Annotated in this window: 16 protein-coding genes and 2 pseudogenes; 12 read left to right on the top strand and 6 right to left on the bottom strand. The window is 65.1% G+C overall.

The window, feature by feature from the left end; translation table 11 throughout:
• From HC022_RS07480 to HC022_RS07440, 9 genes and pseudogenes are all read left to right on the top strand, one after another.
• A pseudogene (locus HC022_RS07480) lies at positions 1-141 on the top strand (bifunctional methylenetetrahydrofolate dehydrogenase/methenyltetrahydrofolate cyclohydrolase); the annotation flags it as partial.
• A 103-nt stretch (positions 142-244) separates the two neighbouring features.
• Positions 245-1,129, top strand: a complete 885-nt coding sequence (gene purU / locus HC022_RS07475) for a formyltetrahydrofolate deformylase (protein ID WP_167451991.1) — start codon at positions 245-247, stop codon at positions 1,127-1,129.
• A gap of 398 nt (positions 1,130-1,527) precedes the next feature.
• Positions 1,528-2,241 (top strand): FadR/GntR family transcriptional regulator, encoded by a 714-nt coding sequence (locus HC022_RS07470; protein WP_089964287.1) that lies wholly within the window; start codon positions 1,528-1,530, stop codon positions 2,239-2,241.
• 350 nt (positions 2,242-2,591) lie between these two features.
• Positions 2,592-3,971 (top strand): ammonium transporter, encoded by a 1,380-nt coding sequence (locus HC022_RS07465; protein ID WP_008887924.1) that lies wholly within the window; start codon positions 2,592-2,594, stop codon positions 3,969-3,971.
• A 24-nt stretch (positions 3,972-3,995) separates the two neighbouring features.
• Entirely contained in the window at positions 3,996-4,169 is a 174-nt protein-coding gene (locus HC022_RS07460) for a hypothetical protein (RefSeq protein ID WP_008887885.1), read from the top strand.
• Positions 4,170-4,254: 85 nt separating this feature from the next.
• Positions 4,255-5,388: an aminomethyltransferase family protein gene (locus HC022_RS07455; RefSeq protein WP_167451990.1), complete on the top strand. Its 1,134-nt coding sequence runs from the start codon at positions 4,255-4,257 to the stop codon at positions 5,386-5,388.
• A 72-nt stretch (positions 5,389-5,460) separates the two neighbouring features.
• Positions 5,461-6,063, top strand: coding sequence for a dimethylamine monooxygenase subunit DmmA family protein (locus HC022_RS07450; RefSeq protein ID WP_167451989.1), 603 nt, complete (start codon positions 5,461-5,463; stop codon positions 6,061-6,063).
• Positions 6,060-7,007 carry a PDR/VanB family oxidoreductase gene (locus tag HC022_RS07445; RefSeq protein WP_167451988.1) on the top strand — a complete coding sequence of 316 codons (948 nt, stop codon included), beginning with the start codon at positions 6,060-6,062 and terminating at the stop codon, positions 7,005-7,007. The genes HC022_RS07450 and HC022_RS07445 overlap by 4 nt, the downstream gene beginning before the upstream one ends.
• A gap of 11 nt (positions 7,008-7,018) precedes the next feature.
• On the top strand, positions 7,019-8,059 hold the full coding sequence (locus tag HC022_RS07440) for a DUF3445 domain-containing protein (RefSeq protein ID WP_167451987.1): 1,041 nt from the start codon (positions 7,019-7,021) through the stop codon (positions 8,057-8,059).
• A 93-nt stretch (positions 8,060-8,152) separates the two neighbouring features.
• Here HC022_RS07440 and HC022_RS07435 read toward each other — a convergent pair.
• The 6 genes and pseudogenes from HC022_RS07435 to HC022_RS07410 form a co-directional block, all read right to left on the bottom strand.
• A pseudogene (locus tag HC022_RS07435) lies at positions 8,153-8,503 on the bottom strand (IS30 family transposase); the annotation flags it as partial.
• 524 nt (positions 8,504-9,027) lie between these two features.
• Positions 9,028-10,533, bottom strand: a complete 1,506-nt coding sequence (locus HC022_RS07430) for an FGGY-family carbohydrate kinase (RefSeq protein WP_167451986.1) — start codon at positions 10,531-10,533, stop codon at positions 9,028-9,030.
• Between the two features lies 1 nt (position 10,534).
• The gene (locus tag HC022_RS07425) at positions 10,535-11,257 is read right to left on the bottom strand and encodes an SDR family oxidoreductase (RefSeq protein WP_167451985.1); all 723 of its coding nucleotides are present in this window, start codon (positions 11,255-11,257) and stop codon (positions 10,535-10,537) included.
• Positions 11,258-11,267: 10 nt separating this feature from the next.
• Positions 11,268-12,500, bottom strand: a complete 1,233-nt coding sequence (locus tag HC022_RS07420; RefSeq protein ID WP_167451984.1) for a sugar ABC transporter permease — start codon at positions 12,498-12,500, stop codon at positions 11,268-11,270.
• The gene (locus HC022_RS07415) at positions 12,497-13,273 is read right to left on the bottom strand and encodes an ATP-binding cassette domain-containing protein (protein ID WP_008887888.1); all 777 of its coding nucleotides are present in this window, start codon (positions 13,271-13,273) and stop codon (positions 12,497-12,499) included. The genes HC022_RS07420 and HC022_RS07415 overlap by 4 nt, the downstream gene beginning before the upstream one ends.
• Before the next feature lie 62 nt (positions 13,274-13,335).
• Positions 13,336-14,370 carry a sugar ABC transporter substrate-binding protein gene (locus HC022_RS07410; RefSeq protein WP_008887952.1) on the bottom strand — a complete coding sequence of 345 codons (1,035 nt, stop codon included), beginning with the start codon at positions 14,368-14,370 and terminating at the stop codon, positions 13,336-13,338.
• Positions 14,371-14,605: 235 nt separating this feature from the next.
• On the opposite strand from HC022_RS07410, the gene HC022_RS07405 reads away from it, so the two are divergent.
• From HC022_RS07405 to HC022_RS07395, 3 genes are all read left to right on the top strand, one after another.
• Positions 14,606-15,637 (top strand): substrate-binding domain-containing protein, encoded by a 1,032-nt coding sequence (locus tag HC022_RS07405; RefSeq protein WP_167451983.1) that lies wholly within the window; start codon positions 14,606-14,608, stop codon positions 15,635-15,637.
• 481 nt (positions 15,638-16,118) lie between these two features.
• On the top strand, positions 16,119-16,811 hold the full coding sequence (locus tag HC022_RS07400) for a GntR family transcriptional regulator (protein WP_167451982.1): 693 nt from the start codon (positions 16,119-16,121) through the stop codon (positions 16,809-16,811).
• The coding region (locus HC022_RS07395) for a transporter substrate-binding domain-containing protein (protein ID WP_167451981.1) at positions 16,808-17,327 on the top strand (520 nt) is incomplete at its 3' end. The genes HC022_RS07400 and HC022_RS07395, both read left to right, overlap by 4 nt.

Below are 17,327 nucleotides of genomic sequence, written 5' to 3'. Positions count from 1 at the left end.
AGCTGCGCCGAGGTGGCGGGGGCGATCACCCCGGTGCCGGGCGGCGTCGGTCCGATGACCATCGCCTGCCTGCTGGCCAACACCGTCACCGCCTGCTGCCGGGCGAACGGCCTGGCCGAGCCCGAGGGGCTGACGGCCTGATCCCTGCGGCGCAAAGACCGCTTTCCAAAAAAATAACAATAACGAAAACAAACACCCGACCGGTGCCAATCAGGGGGGCGACCGGCTGAAGGAGACAACCGACATGACGAAATACTGCCTGACCGTAACCTGCGCCACCACACGCGGGATCGTCGCGGCCATTGCCACCTTCCTGGCCGAGCACGGCTGCAACATCACCGACAGCTCGCAGTTCGACGACGTCGAAACCAGCCGGTTCTTCATGCGGATCAGCTTCGAGTCGCAGGACGGGGTCGACCTGGCCGCGCTCGAGGCGGATTTCGCGGCCATCGCCAAGACCTTCTCGATGCAGTTCGCCTTCCACGACGAGGCGGAGAAGATGAAGGTGGTGATCATGGTCAGCCGCTTCGGGCACTGCCTGAACGACCTGCTCTACCGTGTCCGCATCGGCGCGCTGCCGGTCGAGATCGTCGCGGTGATTTCGAACCACATGGATTACCAGAAGGCGGTGGTGAACAGCGACATCCCCTTCCACTGCATCCGGGTCACCAAGGAGAACAAGCCGCAGGCCGAGGCCGCGATCATGAAGGTGGTCGAAGAGGCAGGGGCCGAGCTGATCGTGCTGGCGCGCTACATGCAGATCCTGTCGGACGAGATGTGCCAGAAGATGTCGGGGCGGATCATCAACATCCACCATTCCTTCCTGCCGTCGTTCAAGGGCGCGAACCCCTACAAGCAGGCTTTCGCCCGCGGCGTGAAGCTGATCGGGGCGACCTCGCACTACGTGACCGCCGATCTCGACGAGGGTCCGATCATCGAACAGGACACGGTGCGCATCACCCATGCGCAGTCGCCCGAGGACTACGTCTCGCTCGGCCGCGACGTGGAGAGCCAGGTGCTCGCCCGCGCGATCCACGCCCATGCCAACCACCGGGTGTTCCTGAACGGCAACAAGACCGTGGTGTTCCAGGCCTCCCCCGGCAGCTACAGCTCTGAAAAAATGGGGTGAGGCGCGCCCGGAGAAACCTCCGGTGGAGGTTTCTCCGCGTCGAACGGGCGGAGCCCAGGGCGGCCGGGCCGGGCTCTGTCTGACACACCTTCCCGGGGAGGTGTTGAGGTTATCGCAAACGGGGACCACCGGAATCCAAAGCGGATGCCCGGGGAAACCTCCTTTGGAGACTTCTCGAGGGTGAACGGACGGAGCCCCGGCCAGCCACGCAGGGCCACGCCCTGAAAAACACGGTGCGGGCATTCAAGGCCATGCCCGCTCCACCGGGGGCAAGCCGCACCAACCACCCACCCCAAAAGAGGCGCGGCATCCGCGCCTCTTGCCGCTTCCGGGTCCCGGCTCTGGACCAGCGCGGGGAAATTGGTCTAATTGGCACGGTTTTCCCGAAGGTCCGTGTCTTGTCCAATTCCTCCCTGCCGTCCTCCGGCGCGTATCTTCCCGGCGCCACCGTCAAATATGTGATCGAAACGCTGCTGACGCGGATCGTGACGCAGGAGTATGCGAGCGAGGAACGCCTGCCGTCGGAGCGCCAGCTCGCGCAGGATCTGGGGGTCGCCCGCAACACCGTGCGCGAGGCGCTCGACCAGCTCGAGGCGCGCGGCATGATCCGGCGCCGGGCCGGCTCGGGGTCCTTCGTGACCTATGACCCCGATGGCGAGGCCAGCGCCACCTCTCCGGTGGCCGCGGATGTCGGGCCGCTGCAGCTTCAGGTGATGCGCGGCATCATCGAGCCCGAGATGATGCGGCTCGCGGTCATCAACATGACACCGCGCCAGATCGAGGCGCTCTCCGTCGTCCTGTCGAAGATGGAAGCGGTGCAGGCCGATGCCACCGCTTTCGTGCGGCTGGAGGAGGAATTCCACCGGCTGATCGCCGAGGGCACCGGCAACCCGCTGCTGCTGGCCTGCTACAACCTCGTGCTCGACGCGCGTCGGCAGGCCTTTCGCACGGCGATGTACCGCCGCCACCTCACGCCCGCGCGCATCGCGATCTACCAGCGCGGCTACAACGGGCTGTTCAACGCCATCGCCGCGCGGGACATCGAGGAAGCCAGCGAGTTCATGAAGCTGTCGCTGATCGAGGACCAGCGGATCCTGCTTCAGGAGGACTGATTGGCCCAACCAATCGCAGCCATTCTTGAGGTCGTTGCGGACTGACCCGGCCACGAACAGAGGGTGCGAATCCTCGTCGTGCTCTTCGACGCTCTCGTTGCGTTTCCGTCCAGTACGGCGCCAAAACGCTCTGTCCTGCGCCTAAAAATTGATCCCAGACTCGGATTTCGGCGCCTCACGGGCCGAATCCGCACTCTTCTTTAATTCCTCACAGGAAAAAAGTTTGACTGAGGGTGATCGGTTGCGGTGTGCTTTGGTCACTGAATGATCCAGTTGCCGAAATTGGTTCAATCCAAAAATACAGATCTCAGGCAACCGGGTTGAACACCACTCCAGACAGGGAGACTGGCTTGGAACAAGATCTGGCGTCCTTGGCAGCCACCGTTGCGGAGCTGAAGGCGAATGCCTCTGCGACCAACGGAACGTTCGCCGAAACCTTCTACTACCTGACGATCCCTCTCATGGTCCTGATCCACGTCGGGTTCCTGGCCTACGAGATGGGCGCCTCGCGCTCGAAGAACGCGCTGGCCTCGGGCATCAAGAACATCCTCGCCTTCGCGATGATCGTTCCCTTCTTCTACTTCGTCGGCTGGTGGATCTACTGGGCCTTCCCCACGGGCCTGTCGCTGTCCGAGGGTGCCATGGGCATCTCGGGCCTGGCCTACGCCAACGACGTGGCGCTGCCGTGGAACCAGTACATGGGGCCGAACCTCGACGACCGGTCCTCGGGCGTGTTCTGGGGCGCCTTCGTGCTCTTCGCAGCGACCACCGCGTCGATCCTGTCGGGCGGCGTGATCGAGCGCATCAAGCTCACCGGTTTCGTCGTGCTCGCCATCGTGCTGGGCGGCGGGCTCTGGATCCTCGCGGCGGCCTGGGGCTGGCACGTGGACGGCTGGCTGGTCACGAAGTTCGGCTACCACGACTTCGGTGCCGCGGGCGTCGTGCACATGATCGCGGGCTTCTTCACGCTGGGGGTGCTGATCAACCTCGGGCCGCGGATCGGCAAGTTCAACGCCGACGGCAGCGCCAACCACATCGCCGGGCATTCCATGCCGATGACCCTGATCGGGCTGATGCTGATCATCGCCGGGTTCTGGGGCTTCCTGATGGGCTGCGTCATCGTCCCGGGCGAAACCTGGTCCTGGGGCAACGCCATCGAGGCCACCATCTACGGCACGCCGATGACGCTCTCGGGCATGACCTTCAACACGCTCATGGGCTTTGCCGGCGGCATCATCGGGGCCTGGATGGTGACGCGCGATCCGTTCTGGATGATGTCCGGCGCGCTTGGCGGCATCATCTCCTGCGCCGCGGGCCTGGACCTCTGGTATCCGCCCATGGCCTTCGTGATCGGCTTCATCGGCGCCTGCGCCATGCCCTTCGTCGCCAGCTTCATCGAGAAGCGCGGCATCGACGACGCGGTGGGCGCCTTCGCGGTGCATGGTTTCCTCGGCCTCTGGGGCGTGCTCTCGGTCGGCATCGCCGCGCAGGGCTACCCGGCACTGGCGGGCGAGAACGTGATCACCACCTCCTTCACCGGCCAGCTCGTCGGTGCGGCGGTGATGGGCCTCATGGGCTTCGTGCCCGGCTACCTGGTGTCGCTGTTGCTCAGGGTCACCGGCCAGCTGCGCGTTCCCGCCGAGGCCGAGATCCTCGGGCTCGACGCGGTCAAGGTGCCCGCCTCGGCCTATCCCGAAGGGCTTCACCCCTCGGTCAGCCCGGCCGAATGACCTGCAACACGAAAGGACACTGCCATGGAAGCCCCTTTTGACGTGACCTCCTGGGACGGGATCACCGGCGCCATCTACGCGGGCTACGGCTCGGTCGAGGGACTGTGGATCGCCGTCTGCCTCGCGCTGATCGTCGTCGCCATCGTCTTCGGCTGGCGCCACGAAGAGCACGCCTACAAGGCCACCCGCAAGAGGTAAGGCCCAGAGGGCCACGGACCCGGCGGCATGGCGCCGCCGGGATTCCCATTGGAAACGCACAAGACTGACCGGAAGGACAAACGGCATGATCGCATCGTGGAGATTCTCCGCACTGGCGGACCGGCACCGGGCCATGGGCTCCAATCTCGAAGACTGGAGCGGCATGGGCACCGCATGGACCTACGACAAGGACCAGAAGGAGGAGTACGAGGCCATCCGCACCAAGGCGGGCGTGATGGACGTCTCGGGGCTCAAGAAGGTCCACATCAGCGGGCCGCACGCGCAATACGTGATCGACAAGGCCACCACCCGGAACATCGAAAAGCTCAAGCCCGGCCGGTCGACCTATGCGACCATGCTGAACGACGCCGGAAAGTTCGTCGACGACTGCGTCATCTACCGCATGGGTCCGCACAGCTTCATGGTCGTGCATGGCTCGGGCGCGGGGCATGAGCAGCTTGCGATGTACGCGGCGGGCCGCAACGTCGTGATGATGTTCGACGACGACCTGCACGACATCTCGCTGCAGGGTCCGCTCGCCGTCGAATATCTTGAAAAGCACGTCCCCGGAATCCGCGACGTGATCTATTTCAGCCACATCCAGACCACGCTCTTCGGCAAGCCGGTGATGATCTCGCGCACCGGCTACACCGGCGAGCGCGGCTACGAGATCTTCTGCCGCCGTCAGGACGCGGTCGAGATCTGGGACACGATCGTGGCCGAAGGCGCGGAGATGGGCATCATCCCGACCCGCTTCACCACGCTCGACTGGCTGCGGGCGGAAAGCTACCTGCTGTTCTTCCCCTACGACAATTCCGAGATGTACCCGTTCGAGGACGAGGCCCCCGGCGACACGCTGTGGGAACTGGGGCTCGATTTCACCGTCTCTCCGGGCAAGACCGGTTTCCGCGGCGCCGAAGAGCATTACCGCCTGAAGGGCAGGGAGCGCTTCAAGATCTACGGCGTCAAGCTCGAGGGCACCGAGCCCGCGCCCGAGGGCGCGGTCCTGCTCAAGGACGGCGAGCCGGTCGGCGTGGTCACCATCTGCATGAATTCCGAGCTGAACGGCCACACGGTCGGCATCGCACGGATGCCGGTGGACTGCGCCGTCGACGGCACCCCGCTGACCATCCGGGCCGGGGACAAGGAGCTGCCCTGCGTCGCCCATTCCATGCCCTTCTACGACGTCGACAAGAAGCGTCGCACTGCCAAGGGCTGAGTGAAACCTTGCGAGGCGGGGCCCCGAGCCGCCCCGCCTCCTGAGAGCCAACAGGAGGCTTGAGGCAAACCGATGCCGAACACGAAATTCTCTCCGTCGATCGACTCGCGCCCGACCTATGCCGGGCTGGTCTCGCAAGGGGCCGCGCCGGGCATCATGGTCGCCGACGCGGCCGGTGCCGATGCGCTGGTCGATCTTGCCAGCGCCGACAGTTCAGTGATGGACCGCGCCCATGTGCTGCTGGTCGGCGTCGCTGCCGACACCGTTTCCCGGATCGAGGCGCTGCACCCCAAGGCGCTGCACGGCGCCCCCGATCTCGAGGCCGCCACCCCGCTGGTGAAGCGCCTGCTGTCCGCGGCGCGCATGGGCACGACGCTCTACCTTGCGGGCTCCGAGGGGCTGATGGGTCATGTCGCGGCGCTCGCCACTGCCGAGGGCCTGCCGCTGGAAGCGATCCAGATGGAGCATCGCGGCACCGTCGCCCGGCGGATGCAATGCGTGCATTGCAAGGGCATCACCGAGGACGTGACGACCGATCCCTTCACCTGCTCCCATTGCGGTCTGACGCTTTTCGTGCGGGATCATTTCTCGCGCCGCCTGGGCGCATTCCAGGGCGTCTGCGTCGATGCCGAAACGCCGGGCGTCGTGCCCGACGCGCAGGAGATCCGGGCATGAGCAAGCTTGCACTCAAGGTGACGGAGATCGAGGCGCTCTCGCCGCTGGTCAAGCGCTTCCGTTTCGAGGACCCGGCGGGCGCGCCGCTGCCCGTCTTCTCCGGCGGCGCCCACATCACCGTCGAGATGCCCGACGGCGACACGATCCGGCGCAATTCCTACTCGCTGATCTCCGACCCACACGACGGGTCCGGATACGAGATCGCCGTGCGGCGCGAGGATCGCGGCCGGGGCGGCTCGCGCTACATGCACACCCGGGTGAACGAGGGCGACGCGATCACCGTCTCCGCGCCCGCGAACCTGTTCCAGCTCGACCTGCGCGCGCGCAAACACGTGCTGATCGCGGGCGGCATCGGCATCACGCCCTTCCTGTCGCAGCTGCGCCAGCTCGGCATCGCACAGAAGCCCTATGAACTGCACTACGCCGCGCGCTCGCGCGACGAGGCGGCGGGGCTCAGGCTGCTGCCGGACGCGGCGCATATCCATGTCCATATCTCGGACGAGGGCGCCCGCATGGATCTGGGCGCCATCCTCGACGGCCAGCCGCTGGGCACGCATGTCTACACCTGCGGGCCCGAGGGGCTGATCTCCGCGGTGGCGGACCAGGCGGCGCGTCTGGGCTGGCCGAAGACCGCCGTGCATTCCGAGGCCTTCACCGCACCGCCACCGGGCGAGCCCTTCGAGGTGGTGGTGAAATCCTCGGGCCGGACGGTGCAGGTGAAGGCGGACCAGAGCCTTCTCGAAGCGCTAGAGGCCGCGCAGGTCGAGATCGACTATTCCTGCCGAGGCGGCGCCTGCGGCCGCTGCCGGACCCATGTCATCGCCTGCGACGGCCGGATCCTGCACAACGACCACTGGCTCAGCGAGGCCGAGCGCGCCGAGCAGAAAACCATCATGCCCTGCATGTCGCGCTTCAAGGGCGCGCGGCTGGAACTGGACCTCTGAGGAGCCGACCGATGACGATGCAATTCAACGACGAGACCTTCCGCGGCGACTATACCTACCGCAACTCGGCCGCCGCCATCCGCCGCTTTCCGTTCCCCTTCGACCGCGACGGCTACATGTACTCGGTCAACATCGAGCAGCACCCCGGCGGACCCAAAGGCAGCCCGTTCGAATTCGCCTTCGACGTGGACGAGCACTACGTGGCCGAGATGAAGGACCGCGAGATCACGCTCGCCGAGGACCCGATGCGCTGCCAGTCGCTGCCGCACATGGAGCTGGCGGGCTGGGATCTGCTCGAGCTCATCATGGTGTCGAAGGCGCGCGACTATCCCGAGCTCTTCAAGCTCAACCGCGACGGCAACGCCTGGCACTGGATCAACAGGCCGCTGGGGATCGACAAGACCTTCACCTTCCTCGACCCGACCACGCTGCCCTGCGGGCCAATGGAGTACATCACCCGTCAGGCACAGGGCGATTTCGCGCTGTTGCACGAGCGTGAGGGCAACCTCTGGCTGGACGCGGGAATGGTGACCTCGCAGGCCGACTGGTCGCTGGATTTCGACGTCGGCATGAACTTCTTCGAATGGCACGCCCCGGTGCCCAAGGCCCGCAAGATGGGGGTCTTCGACAAGGCGCTGAAGTTCCTGCTGGCGGTCACGCAGGAGCAATCCTACCGCCGCCTCAACTGGACGATGACGGTGAACCCGCGCCTCGACACCAGCCCCGAGAACTACCACAAGTGGGGGCCGGAGAAGCGCAGCATCACGCCCGCGAACGTGGGTGCGAAACAGTTCCTGCGGGTCGAGCTGCAGACGTTCTGGCGGTTGCCGCGCTCGAACGCGCTGGCCTTCCCGATCCGATGCTACCTGTGCAACCTCGAGGACATCGCGACCCAACCCAAATGGGGCCGCCGCCTGCACCGGGTGCTGCGCGACATCGACCCGGATCTCGCGGAGTACAAGGGCTTCGCCGTGAACCACGAGGTCATCGTCGACTATCTCGCGCAGTTCGACGACGGCGCCGAGACCTCGCCGGGCATCTTCCCGGACTGATTGCCGGTCTCGCTGCCGCGGGGGGTGGATGTGTGTGCGCCACTTGAAGCGCGCCCCCCATGACCTGCGAGGGTCGGGGCGTCGGTCGCTTTCCTCCATCATCTTTTCGCGGAAGACCTCGGCCGGGGTCCTCCGTCCAAGGTATTTTCGGGGCGTGTCGCTGAGCTGGTCGCAGAGTTGTTTCAACTCGAGCTCTGTCATGGCCGCGACGTCGCGCTGCCTTGGGAGCCAGCGCCGGAGCCGACGGTTGGTGTTCTCGACTGTGCCTTTCTGCCAGGGTGAGGAGGGGTCGCAGAACCACGTTTGGGTTCCGGGCTGGGCCTGCAGGTGCGGCCATGACACGAACTCCGTGCCGCGGTCGAAGGTGATGGACCCGCGGCCCGCCACGGGCAGATCCCGCACCGCCTTCACGATCTTGCCCCTCTCGGCAGATTGCTTCGCAATCGCCTGCCGGGCAGGGCATGCCGGTTTCGTGCGCCTGTTCGATCCTGCGCCGCTCACGCAGATCCAGCTCTTTGTGCGCCATCGTCCGTTCTCTTTACTTTCCAGCAAGATAGGGGATTTGTCGCAACCCAGTTTGGAATGTGGCCCCGCTTACAGCGTTCTCGCGTGTAATCATAGTTATGTGCAAATGTGAGAGTGTGACCAACGCAGTTTTGTGAAATACGGCAATGCTCTGCTCCCCGAAGCTGAACCACCGGAAACTGGAATTTTCCGACTGCTTCACGATCACGGGCTGGTGGCGTCATCGGGATAGCGGATAGCAATCGGGACGTTGTGATCGATCGCGCTGGGAGGCTGTCTTCGCAGTAATGTCTGGGCCAATCCTCCGGCCTTTCGCGGCGTCAGCAAGGCTCATGAACCGGTGCGCGTTCACCCTCATATTCTCGACTTGCGAAAATCAAATCTCAACCAGGTCACAGGAACAGTCTTCCACAGGCTTGCAGGTCGACGCGAGGAGCGCGTCACTAAACCGCCGTCGCGGCAATGGCCTGAAGCTGCTTGAAGACGACATAGCGATCCAGATGCTTCGTAACCGCTTCCGGGTTTGGACGGTTGATGCCACCGCTGCGCGACATTGCCCTCATGGCGCTGCCGGCATCTTCGTAGCGCCCTCCCGCCAAGGCGCCGAGCATGGCGGCGCCAAGCAGGACAGGTTCGGCGGACTCCGGCGCAACGACGGGCTTCCCGGTGGTATCTGCAAGGATCTGGCGGATCAGCGGATGACGGCCTGCGCCGCCGCTGATCGCGATGCGGGCGATCTCTGCGCCGGCGGCGCTCTGGGCCTCGATGATCTGACGCAGCCCGTAGCCGAGCCCGCAGATCGTCGCGAGGTAGAGCGCCAGCAGGCTGTCGAGGTCGCGCTCCATGCCGATCCCCATGATCGTGGCGCGGCGGTGCGGATCGGCGTGAGGCGCGCGGTTGCCGAGCACCTCCGGTACGACGTGGACCCCTTGCACGCGCTCGAGAACCGCCCGATCACCGACCTGATCGGCGAGCCAGGACGGCAGACTCTGCCCGGCCGCCGCGGCAAGCCCATGCGCCTCGGCAGCAAAGTTGAGCCACATGCCGGGGATCATCGCCGAGTGGTACGGACCCCAGACACCGCGCACGAAGGCCGGCGTCTCCGTGGTTGTCATCGTGCAGGACGATGTGCCGAAGACATAGGCGAGGTCACCGGTCGGATCCCCGCCGGTGCCGACGGTGCCGAGGCCGCCCGCATGTGCGTCGATCAACCCCGCGCCAACGGGCGTCCCCTCCGGCAGACCCATTTGCGCCGCCGCCTCCGCTGTAAGGCCGGTGCCGAGCGCGGTTCCCGCGGCGACGACGCGGCTGCCGATACGGGCGAAGCCGTCCTTGCCAAGGTCGCCGAGACCGACTTTTTCGAAGTAGCTCGCGTCCCAGCCCCCTTCATGACCCAGGTAGGTCCACTTGCAGGTGACCGTGCAGATCGAGCGGGACAGATCCCCCGAAGCCTGCCACGTCAGGAAGTCCGTGAGGTCCATGAACTGCCATGCGGCGGCATAGACCTCGGGCGCATGTTCCTTGAGCCAGAGCAGCTTGGGGGTCTCCATCTCGGGCGAAATGACGCCCCCGACGTAGTCGAGCACCGGATGGCCGAGGGCGTTGATCCGTGCTGCCTGCTCGGTGGCGCGATGATCCATCCAGACGATGATGTTCCTGTCCGCATCGACGGGCAGCGGCGCGCCTCCCTCTCCGAGGATCACCAACGAGCAGGTTGCATCAACTCCGATGCCGCCGATGCTTGCCGGGTCGACCCCGGCGGCCTTCACCGCCTGGCGCACCGCCGCGCAGACCGCAGACCAGATATCGTCTGAGGATTGTTCCACGCGATTGCCCGGGCCCTTCCAGAGCACGACCTCCTGCGAGGCGGCGCCCTTCAGCACCCCCTGGGCGTCGAATACACCCGCTCTTGCCGAGCCCGTGCCCACGTCAATGCCGACTAGATACATGTCAGAGGTCCACGCTGTTGGGCAGAATGACCATGTCACGGATCACCACACCCTTGGGGCGGGTGAGCATGAAGACGACCGCCGCGGCCACTTCTTCGGGCTGCATCAGCGAGCCGTTCGCAAGCGCCTCCTCCATCTTTTCCTTCGGCCAGTCGTCGAGAAGAGCCGTGACCACCGGGCCGGGAAGGACTGCCCCCATCCGGATGCCATGCTGGGACACCTGGCGTCGCGTCGAGTGCAGAAAGGCCTGCACGGCGAATTTCGAGGCGGTGTAGATCGGTTCCCAGACGACCGGGACGACGCCTGCCACCGAGGAGGTGAACAGGACGTCGCCCGACTTTCGCGCGATCATGCCAGGGAGGACGGCATTCACGCAGCGGAAGGCCGCATTGATGTTCAGGTTCAGCATCCGGTCCCAGGCATCCGGGTCGCCCTCGGCCGCGGGGCCGCCGACGTAGGCCCCGGCGTTGGCGTGGAAGATGTCGAGCGGGCCGACGAGGTCCTCGATCCGCGGAACCATGGCCGAGACTGCAGGCCCGTCGAAAAGGTCGAGCACGAGGGGGTGGGCGTTCTCGCCCAGCTCGCTGCAGAGCCGGGAGAGTTTCTCGGAGTCGCGATCGATCAGCACGACCCTGGCCCCTTCCGCCAGAAGCGCCCTGGCGCAGGCGAGGCCGATGCCACTGGCCGCGCCGGTGATGGCGGCCGCTTTGCCGTTCAGTTTCATGGACTTGTCCTTATGCACGGCCATGCGAGGCACGGGAGCGACGGGCGAGGCTGTCGACGATCACGGCAATCGCGAGGACGCCGCCGGTAATCATGTAGCGCAGGCTGGAGGAGAGATTCAGCAGTGTGAGACCGTTGGAAATGGCCTGGATCACGATGATCCCGAGCAGCGCCGACCAGGCGGAGCCGCGCCCCCCAAAGAGCGAGGTTCCCCCTATGACCGCCGCGGCGATCGCGTTCAGGTTCACGTCGCCGGTTCCGGCCTGCTGCGAGGCGGAGGCGAGGCGGGAGGCGGCGAAGACGCCTCCAAGGGCCGCCAGAGACGAACAGAGCATGAAGGCTGACAGGCGGATCCTCTTCACCGAGATGCCGGAGCGGCGCGCGGCCTCGGCATTGCCGCCGACGGCGAACATGGAGCGCCCCCACTGCGTGCGGCGCAGCGCATAGTCGAGGGCGACGACGAAGAGGGTGAAGACACCGAACATGTAGGGCACGCCGCGGCCCTGCTCGAGATAGGCGACGCAGCCGATGAGAGCCACGGTGAGCACGCCGGCCCTCACGAGCAGCACCGACAGTCCCGGGCTGGAGAGGTTGGCGTCACGCCGGCGCTTCATCGTCTTCAGCCCGGAAAAGACCATCAATGCGCCCGGCAGGATCGCCGCGAGATAGGACAGCCACGCGGGCATGATGAGGATCTGGCCGAACTTCACCAGCGGCGAGGTATAAGGCAGGTTGATCGAGCCCGTGGCCCCCAGCAGATAGAGTTGCAGGCCGAGCAGTGCCAGCAGCCCTGCGAGCGTGGCGACGAAGGACGGCATTTCGAACTTGTTGCGCAGGAAGCCATAGATGAAGCCCACGGCCGCGCCTGCAAGGACCGCGCCGAGGATGGCAAGCAACATCGGCAGGCCCGAGTTCACCCAGAGAACACCGACCAGCGCCGAGGACAGGCCGGACATCGAGCCGATCGAGAGGTCGATTTCGCCCAGCAGCAGCACGCAGACGACGCCAAGCGAGATAAGGCCGATGGCGGCGGCGTCGAACAGCAGGTTCACGAGGTTGTTGGGGGCAAGAAACACGGGGTTCAGGGACGAGAACACCAGTGTGATCAGCAGAAGGCCGATGAAGACCGGCAGCATTCCGAGGTCCCCGGACCGGACGCGGTCGAAGAAGGCGCGCAGTGCCCCGGAGAGACCTTCGTCATGGCGGACGCGCGTGTCGGCGCGGTCGAGTTGGGCGCCGCTCATGCGACTTCTCCTTGCTTGCGGGCCATGCGGCGAGAGACCGAGTTTTCAGAAGCGCCGGTGATCGCGGCGACAAGTTCCTGATGAGAGGTTTCGGCGGTGAACACGCCGTTGTTCTGGCCGAGGCGCAGGACGACGATGCGATCGGCCACGGCGCGCACGTCCTCCATGTTGTGCGAGATGAGGATCACACCATGCCCGCGCTCCCTGACGCGCTCGATGAGGTTCAGAACCTCCGCGGTCTGCGCGACGCCAAGCGCGGCGGTCGGCTCGTCCAGCATGATGATCTTCGGGTCGAGCAACAGCGAACGGGCGATGGCCACGGTCTGTCGCTGACCGCCCGAGAGCGAGGCGATGGGCTCACGAACGGAAGGAATGCGGGCGGCAAGTTCCTGCAAGAGTGTCCAGGCGCGAACCTCCATTTCCACTTCATCCAACGCCCATCGGTTCAGCTCGTGACCCAGGAAGAGGTTTGCAACCACATCGAGGTTTTCGCACAGCGCCAGATCCTGGAAAACGGTGGCGATGCCGAGCGCGAGCGCGGTGCCGGGGCTGTCGAGCGTGACCGGCGTGCCGCACCACTCGATGGTGCCGGAGGTCGGCTGGTGCACACCCGCGAGCGTCTTGACCAGCGTCGACTTGCCCGCGCCATTGTCGCCCACGAGGGCGACGACCTCGCCTGCGTGCACATCCAGTTCGATGTCCTTGAGCGCGGTCACCGCGCCGAACTGCTTCGACACGCCGCGCAGTTTCAGGATCAGCTCACCCTGTTCCATGTTCTCTTCTCCCTGTTTTGCCGGGGGCATCGTGCTGCCCCCGGCGATCTCTGGCCCGAAGACTACTCGATGCCCAGTTCGGCGCAGGGATCGGCGTATTCGCCGGTGCAGACCTCGGCAGCGGTCTGGATTCCCTTGTCGAAAATCTCGGCCTTGATGTTCTCCTGCGTCACGACAGCCGGGACGAACAGCTGCGAGGGCGTGTCGTAGAGCGTCGTGGTGGCCTCCGGCTCTTCGCCGTTGACGAGCTTCATCGCCACTTCTGCCGCAGCCTCGGCAACGATTTCCGAGGGCTTGGAAATCGTGTTGTACTGGTCGCCCGCGATGATGAGCTGCAGCGCTGCGATGGTGGCGTCATTGCCGGTCACCGGCGGCAGCGGATCGACACCGGCCGCTTTCATCGCCGCGATCGCGCCGCCAGCGGTGCCGTCGTTGGCGGCCACGATACCCTTGATTTCAGGGCCGAAGCGGGTGATCTGGCCGGCCGCCCACTCCTGCGCCTTGGGCGGGGCCCAGTCCGGGGTGTCGAACTCGGAAAGCGTCTTGTAGGCGGAGTTGTCGAGCGCGGAGTCGATGCCATCGCGGATCAGCCCGGCAGCGGCGTCCGTGGGCGAGCCGTTGATCTGCAGCACGCCTGCGCCGTCGGCGACGCCCGATGCCTTGAGGTGGTCGACCAGGGACTGGGCAATGGCCCGACCGATGCCCTCATTGTCGAAGGACACGTAGAAATCCGCCGGCACATCGGGGATCGGCCGGTCATAGGCCACGACCTTGACGTCCTGGGAGTGCGCGATCTGCACCAGTGCCGCCGCAGCGGAACTGTCGACCGGATCGAGCACGACGACCTTGGCGCCCTGCGCGATCACCGAGTTGAACTGCTGCTGCTGAAGGGCCACGTCGGCGTTGGCGTTCTGGTAGATCACCGTGCAGTCGGGGCAGAGCTTGTCCATAGCGGCCTTGAAGCCGGGATAGTCGTGCTGTTCGTAACGGGTGGATGCCTGATCGGGCATCAGAAAGGCGACGGTCGCCTCTGCATGCGCCATGGTCGCGGATGCGATTGCCAGCGCGGATGCGGCGAGAAAACGGGTCCGGGTCATGTAACTCCTCCTGTCATGTCAGACCGGCCCTGCGGGCAGCGCACAAGGAGGGAGTCCTCCGGACAAGCGGTCCGGCAGCACCCGCAACAGTTTCCTCCTCCCAGCGCACTATCTTTGGGCGCTCTATCGGTTGAGCGCGGCATTATTCCCATGCTCAACCGATAGAGCATAATTGCTCTCGGCCTTCGATCCTGTCAACATCACTGAGCGAACAAACTTTGGGAGAGGTATCCTCATGACGACCGATGACGGAATTTCCTCAAGGCGGACAACGATCTACGATTTGGCGAGGATCGTCGGCACCTCCCCCACAGCCGTCTCCTCCGTGCTCAACGGATCGTGGAAGAAGCGCAGAATCAGCCAGAAGCTCGCCGATCGCGTGCTGAGCGCCGCCGAGGAGAATGGCTACGCGCTCAACATCCAGGCCAGCGTCCTGCGCCGCGAGAAATCCAACATCGTCGGCATGATCATTCCGAAGTACGACAACCGCTTCTTCGGCGCGATCGCGGAGCGCTTCGAGGAGGCTGCGCGCGCCGAGGGTCTCTTTCCGGTCATCACCTGCACGCAGCGCGACCCCGATCTCGAGGTCGAGGCGGTCCGCGGGTTGCTGTCCTACCAGGTCGATTGCCTCGTGGCCTGTGGCGCGACCAACCCGGATCATATCGCCGAGCTCTGCGCCGCCAACGGGGTCGCTACCATCAACCTCGATCTGCCGGGCGGCCGGGCGCCGTCGATCATTTCCGACAGCTACTCCGGTGCCCTGGACCTCACGAACGTCATCCTCGACGCTTGCGAGCAAGAGCTGGGATCGCGGGCACCGCTGATCTTCATCGGTGGGCGCCTCGATGATCACAACACCAAGGAACGGCGGCGCGGCTTTCTCGACGCGCACGCCGCGCGCGGGATCGAGGTGCCCGAAGACAACGTTCTGATGCCGGGCTACGCGCCCGAGAAGGCGCGCGCGGTCCTCGAAGGGATGGCGACGCGCGCCCGGGGTATTTTCGTGAATTCGACCATCACCCTCGAAGGCGTGGTGCAATGGATGCAGTCGCTGCCCCCTGCGGAGGCCACCGGAATGCGCTACGGCAGCTTCGACTACGACCCGTTCGGCGCCTTGCTGCCGCAAAATGTCGGCATGGTCGAGCAGGATGTACCGAGCCTCATCGCGGCACTGGTGGCAAGGATGGGTGACCTCCCGAATGCGCAGAACGACGTGACGAAGGTGCCTTGCATTCTCCGTCTGCCGCATATCACACCCCCCGCCTGAGGGTCTTTGCACAGCGATTGCGCGATGCCGGAAGACCGTACAAGATCATGCTCACCGCGGCCCCCCGGAAGGCACTCCCCCGGACTGTTTTCTGATCCCGCCCCCCCTTCTGGACCGACGTCCAGCGCAGCGTGAAGCTGGTGGTCTCCGCTGACCACAAGGGGCTGCGGGCTGCAGCGCGGCGGGTGACAGGCGCCGTCCTGGCGCTCTTCAAAGTCACAGATCCTTTGGCACTTCGCGTCCAGGGAAGTGCGGTGACTGCGCAAGGCCTCACAGGATGAAAAGGCGGCCTCCCCCGTATTCCGGTAAGAACCAGGGCAATTCATGCTGAAATGGCAGAAAGGCAGCCCGGCAAATGCCTGGAAAATAATCAGCGCGAAGATTCCCAGAGATTGTAGACAATCTTCAAACATAAACGCTTCTGATATGCTCCCCTTGATTGTAGACAATCTACAACAGGATTCCCCTGAAAGAGCTCCCGATGACCGGCATGATCAAGCGAGAAACGATGGGCGCCCAGCTCGGCAATTTGCTGCGCGGCGCCATCCTGTCGGGTGAGTTCCAGCCAGGGGAGGCGGTAACGGAAACCGCCCTCGCCGTCCGCTTCGGCGTGAGCCGGGGGCCGATGCGCGAGGCTATGCGGCACCTGACGGACGAAGGGCTTCTGGTCACCGTACCCTACACCGGCACCCGGGTGCTGCAGCTCACCTCGGCAGACATCGGTGACATCTATTCCATGCGCATTTGCCTCGAGATCTTCGCCTTCGAGCAGATCTGGGAGCGCCGCGATGGAGCGTTCCGCGCGGCGCTCATAGCGCGGCACGCGGCGCTGCTCGAGGCGATCGACGCAGGAGACGACATCCGCTCCATCGACGCCGAGCTCGACCTGCATGGCCTTGCCTACGAGACCTGCGGCAACGGCATCCTGCTGTCGAGCTGGAGCGGCATCCGCGCCCGGCTTCAGCTCTACTGGGCTGCGCACCACCGCGCTCACGGCATCACGGGCCCCAAACGGGAAAGCCATGATGACTACGTCCGCCTCGCGCTGGGAGACCGCCGCGAGCGGATGAAGGACGAGATCCGCGATCACATGAGCCGCGGGCTCGACAAGACCATGGCCTTCGTCTCCTCGGTGGAGGTTGAGAAGGCCGTTTCCAACAGGAGAAAGACATGAAAAGACGTTCCCTCATTCTCGCCGCCACGGCCGCGATGGCGCTTGCGCCGATGGCTCATGCGCAGGACAGCGGCACCATGGCGCAGGTCAAGGAGACCGGCGAGCTGCGTATCGGCGTCGCCTCGGCCGAGCCGTGGTTCTACAAGGATCCGATGTCGGAGCAATGGACCGGCGTCGGCGTCGCCATGGGGCAGCGCATGGCTGACGACCTTGGCGTGAAGATGGTCCCCGTCGAGACGTCCTGGGCCAACGCCGTGGCCGGCCTGCAGGCCAACCAGTTCGACATCATGTTCGTGCTCGACCCCACCGAGGAGCGCAAGAAGGCGCTCTCCTTCCCGGAAAACCCGCTCTTCTACTACGCCATGGGCGCGCTGGTGAAAGAGGGTTCCGAGGCGAAAACCTGGGATGAACTCGACACGCCCGAGACCCGCATCGGCGTCACGCTGGGAACCTCGCTGGACCGCAACGTGAGCGAGATGATGGACGAGGCGCAGATCAGCCGCTTCTCGACCAACG

Source organism: Salipiger sp. HF18 (genome assembly GCF_011806505.1).
GTDB classification, from domain to species: domain Bacteria; phylum Pseudomonadota; class Alphaproteobacteria; order Rhodobacterales; family Rhodobacteraceae; genus Salipiger; species Salipiger thiooxidans.
This window is presented reverse-complemented; position numbering and strand designations above follow the sequence as displayed.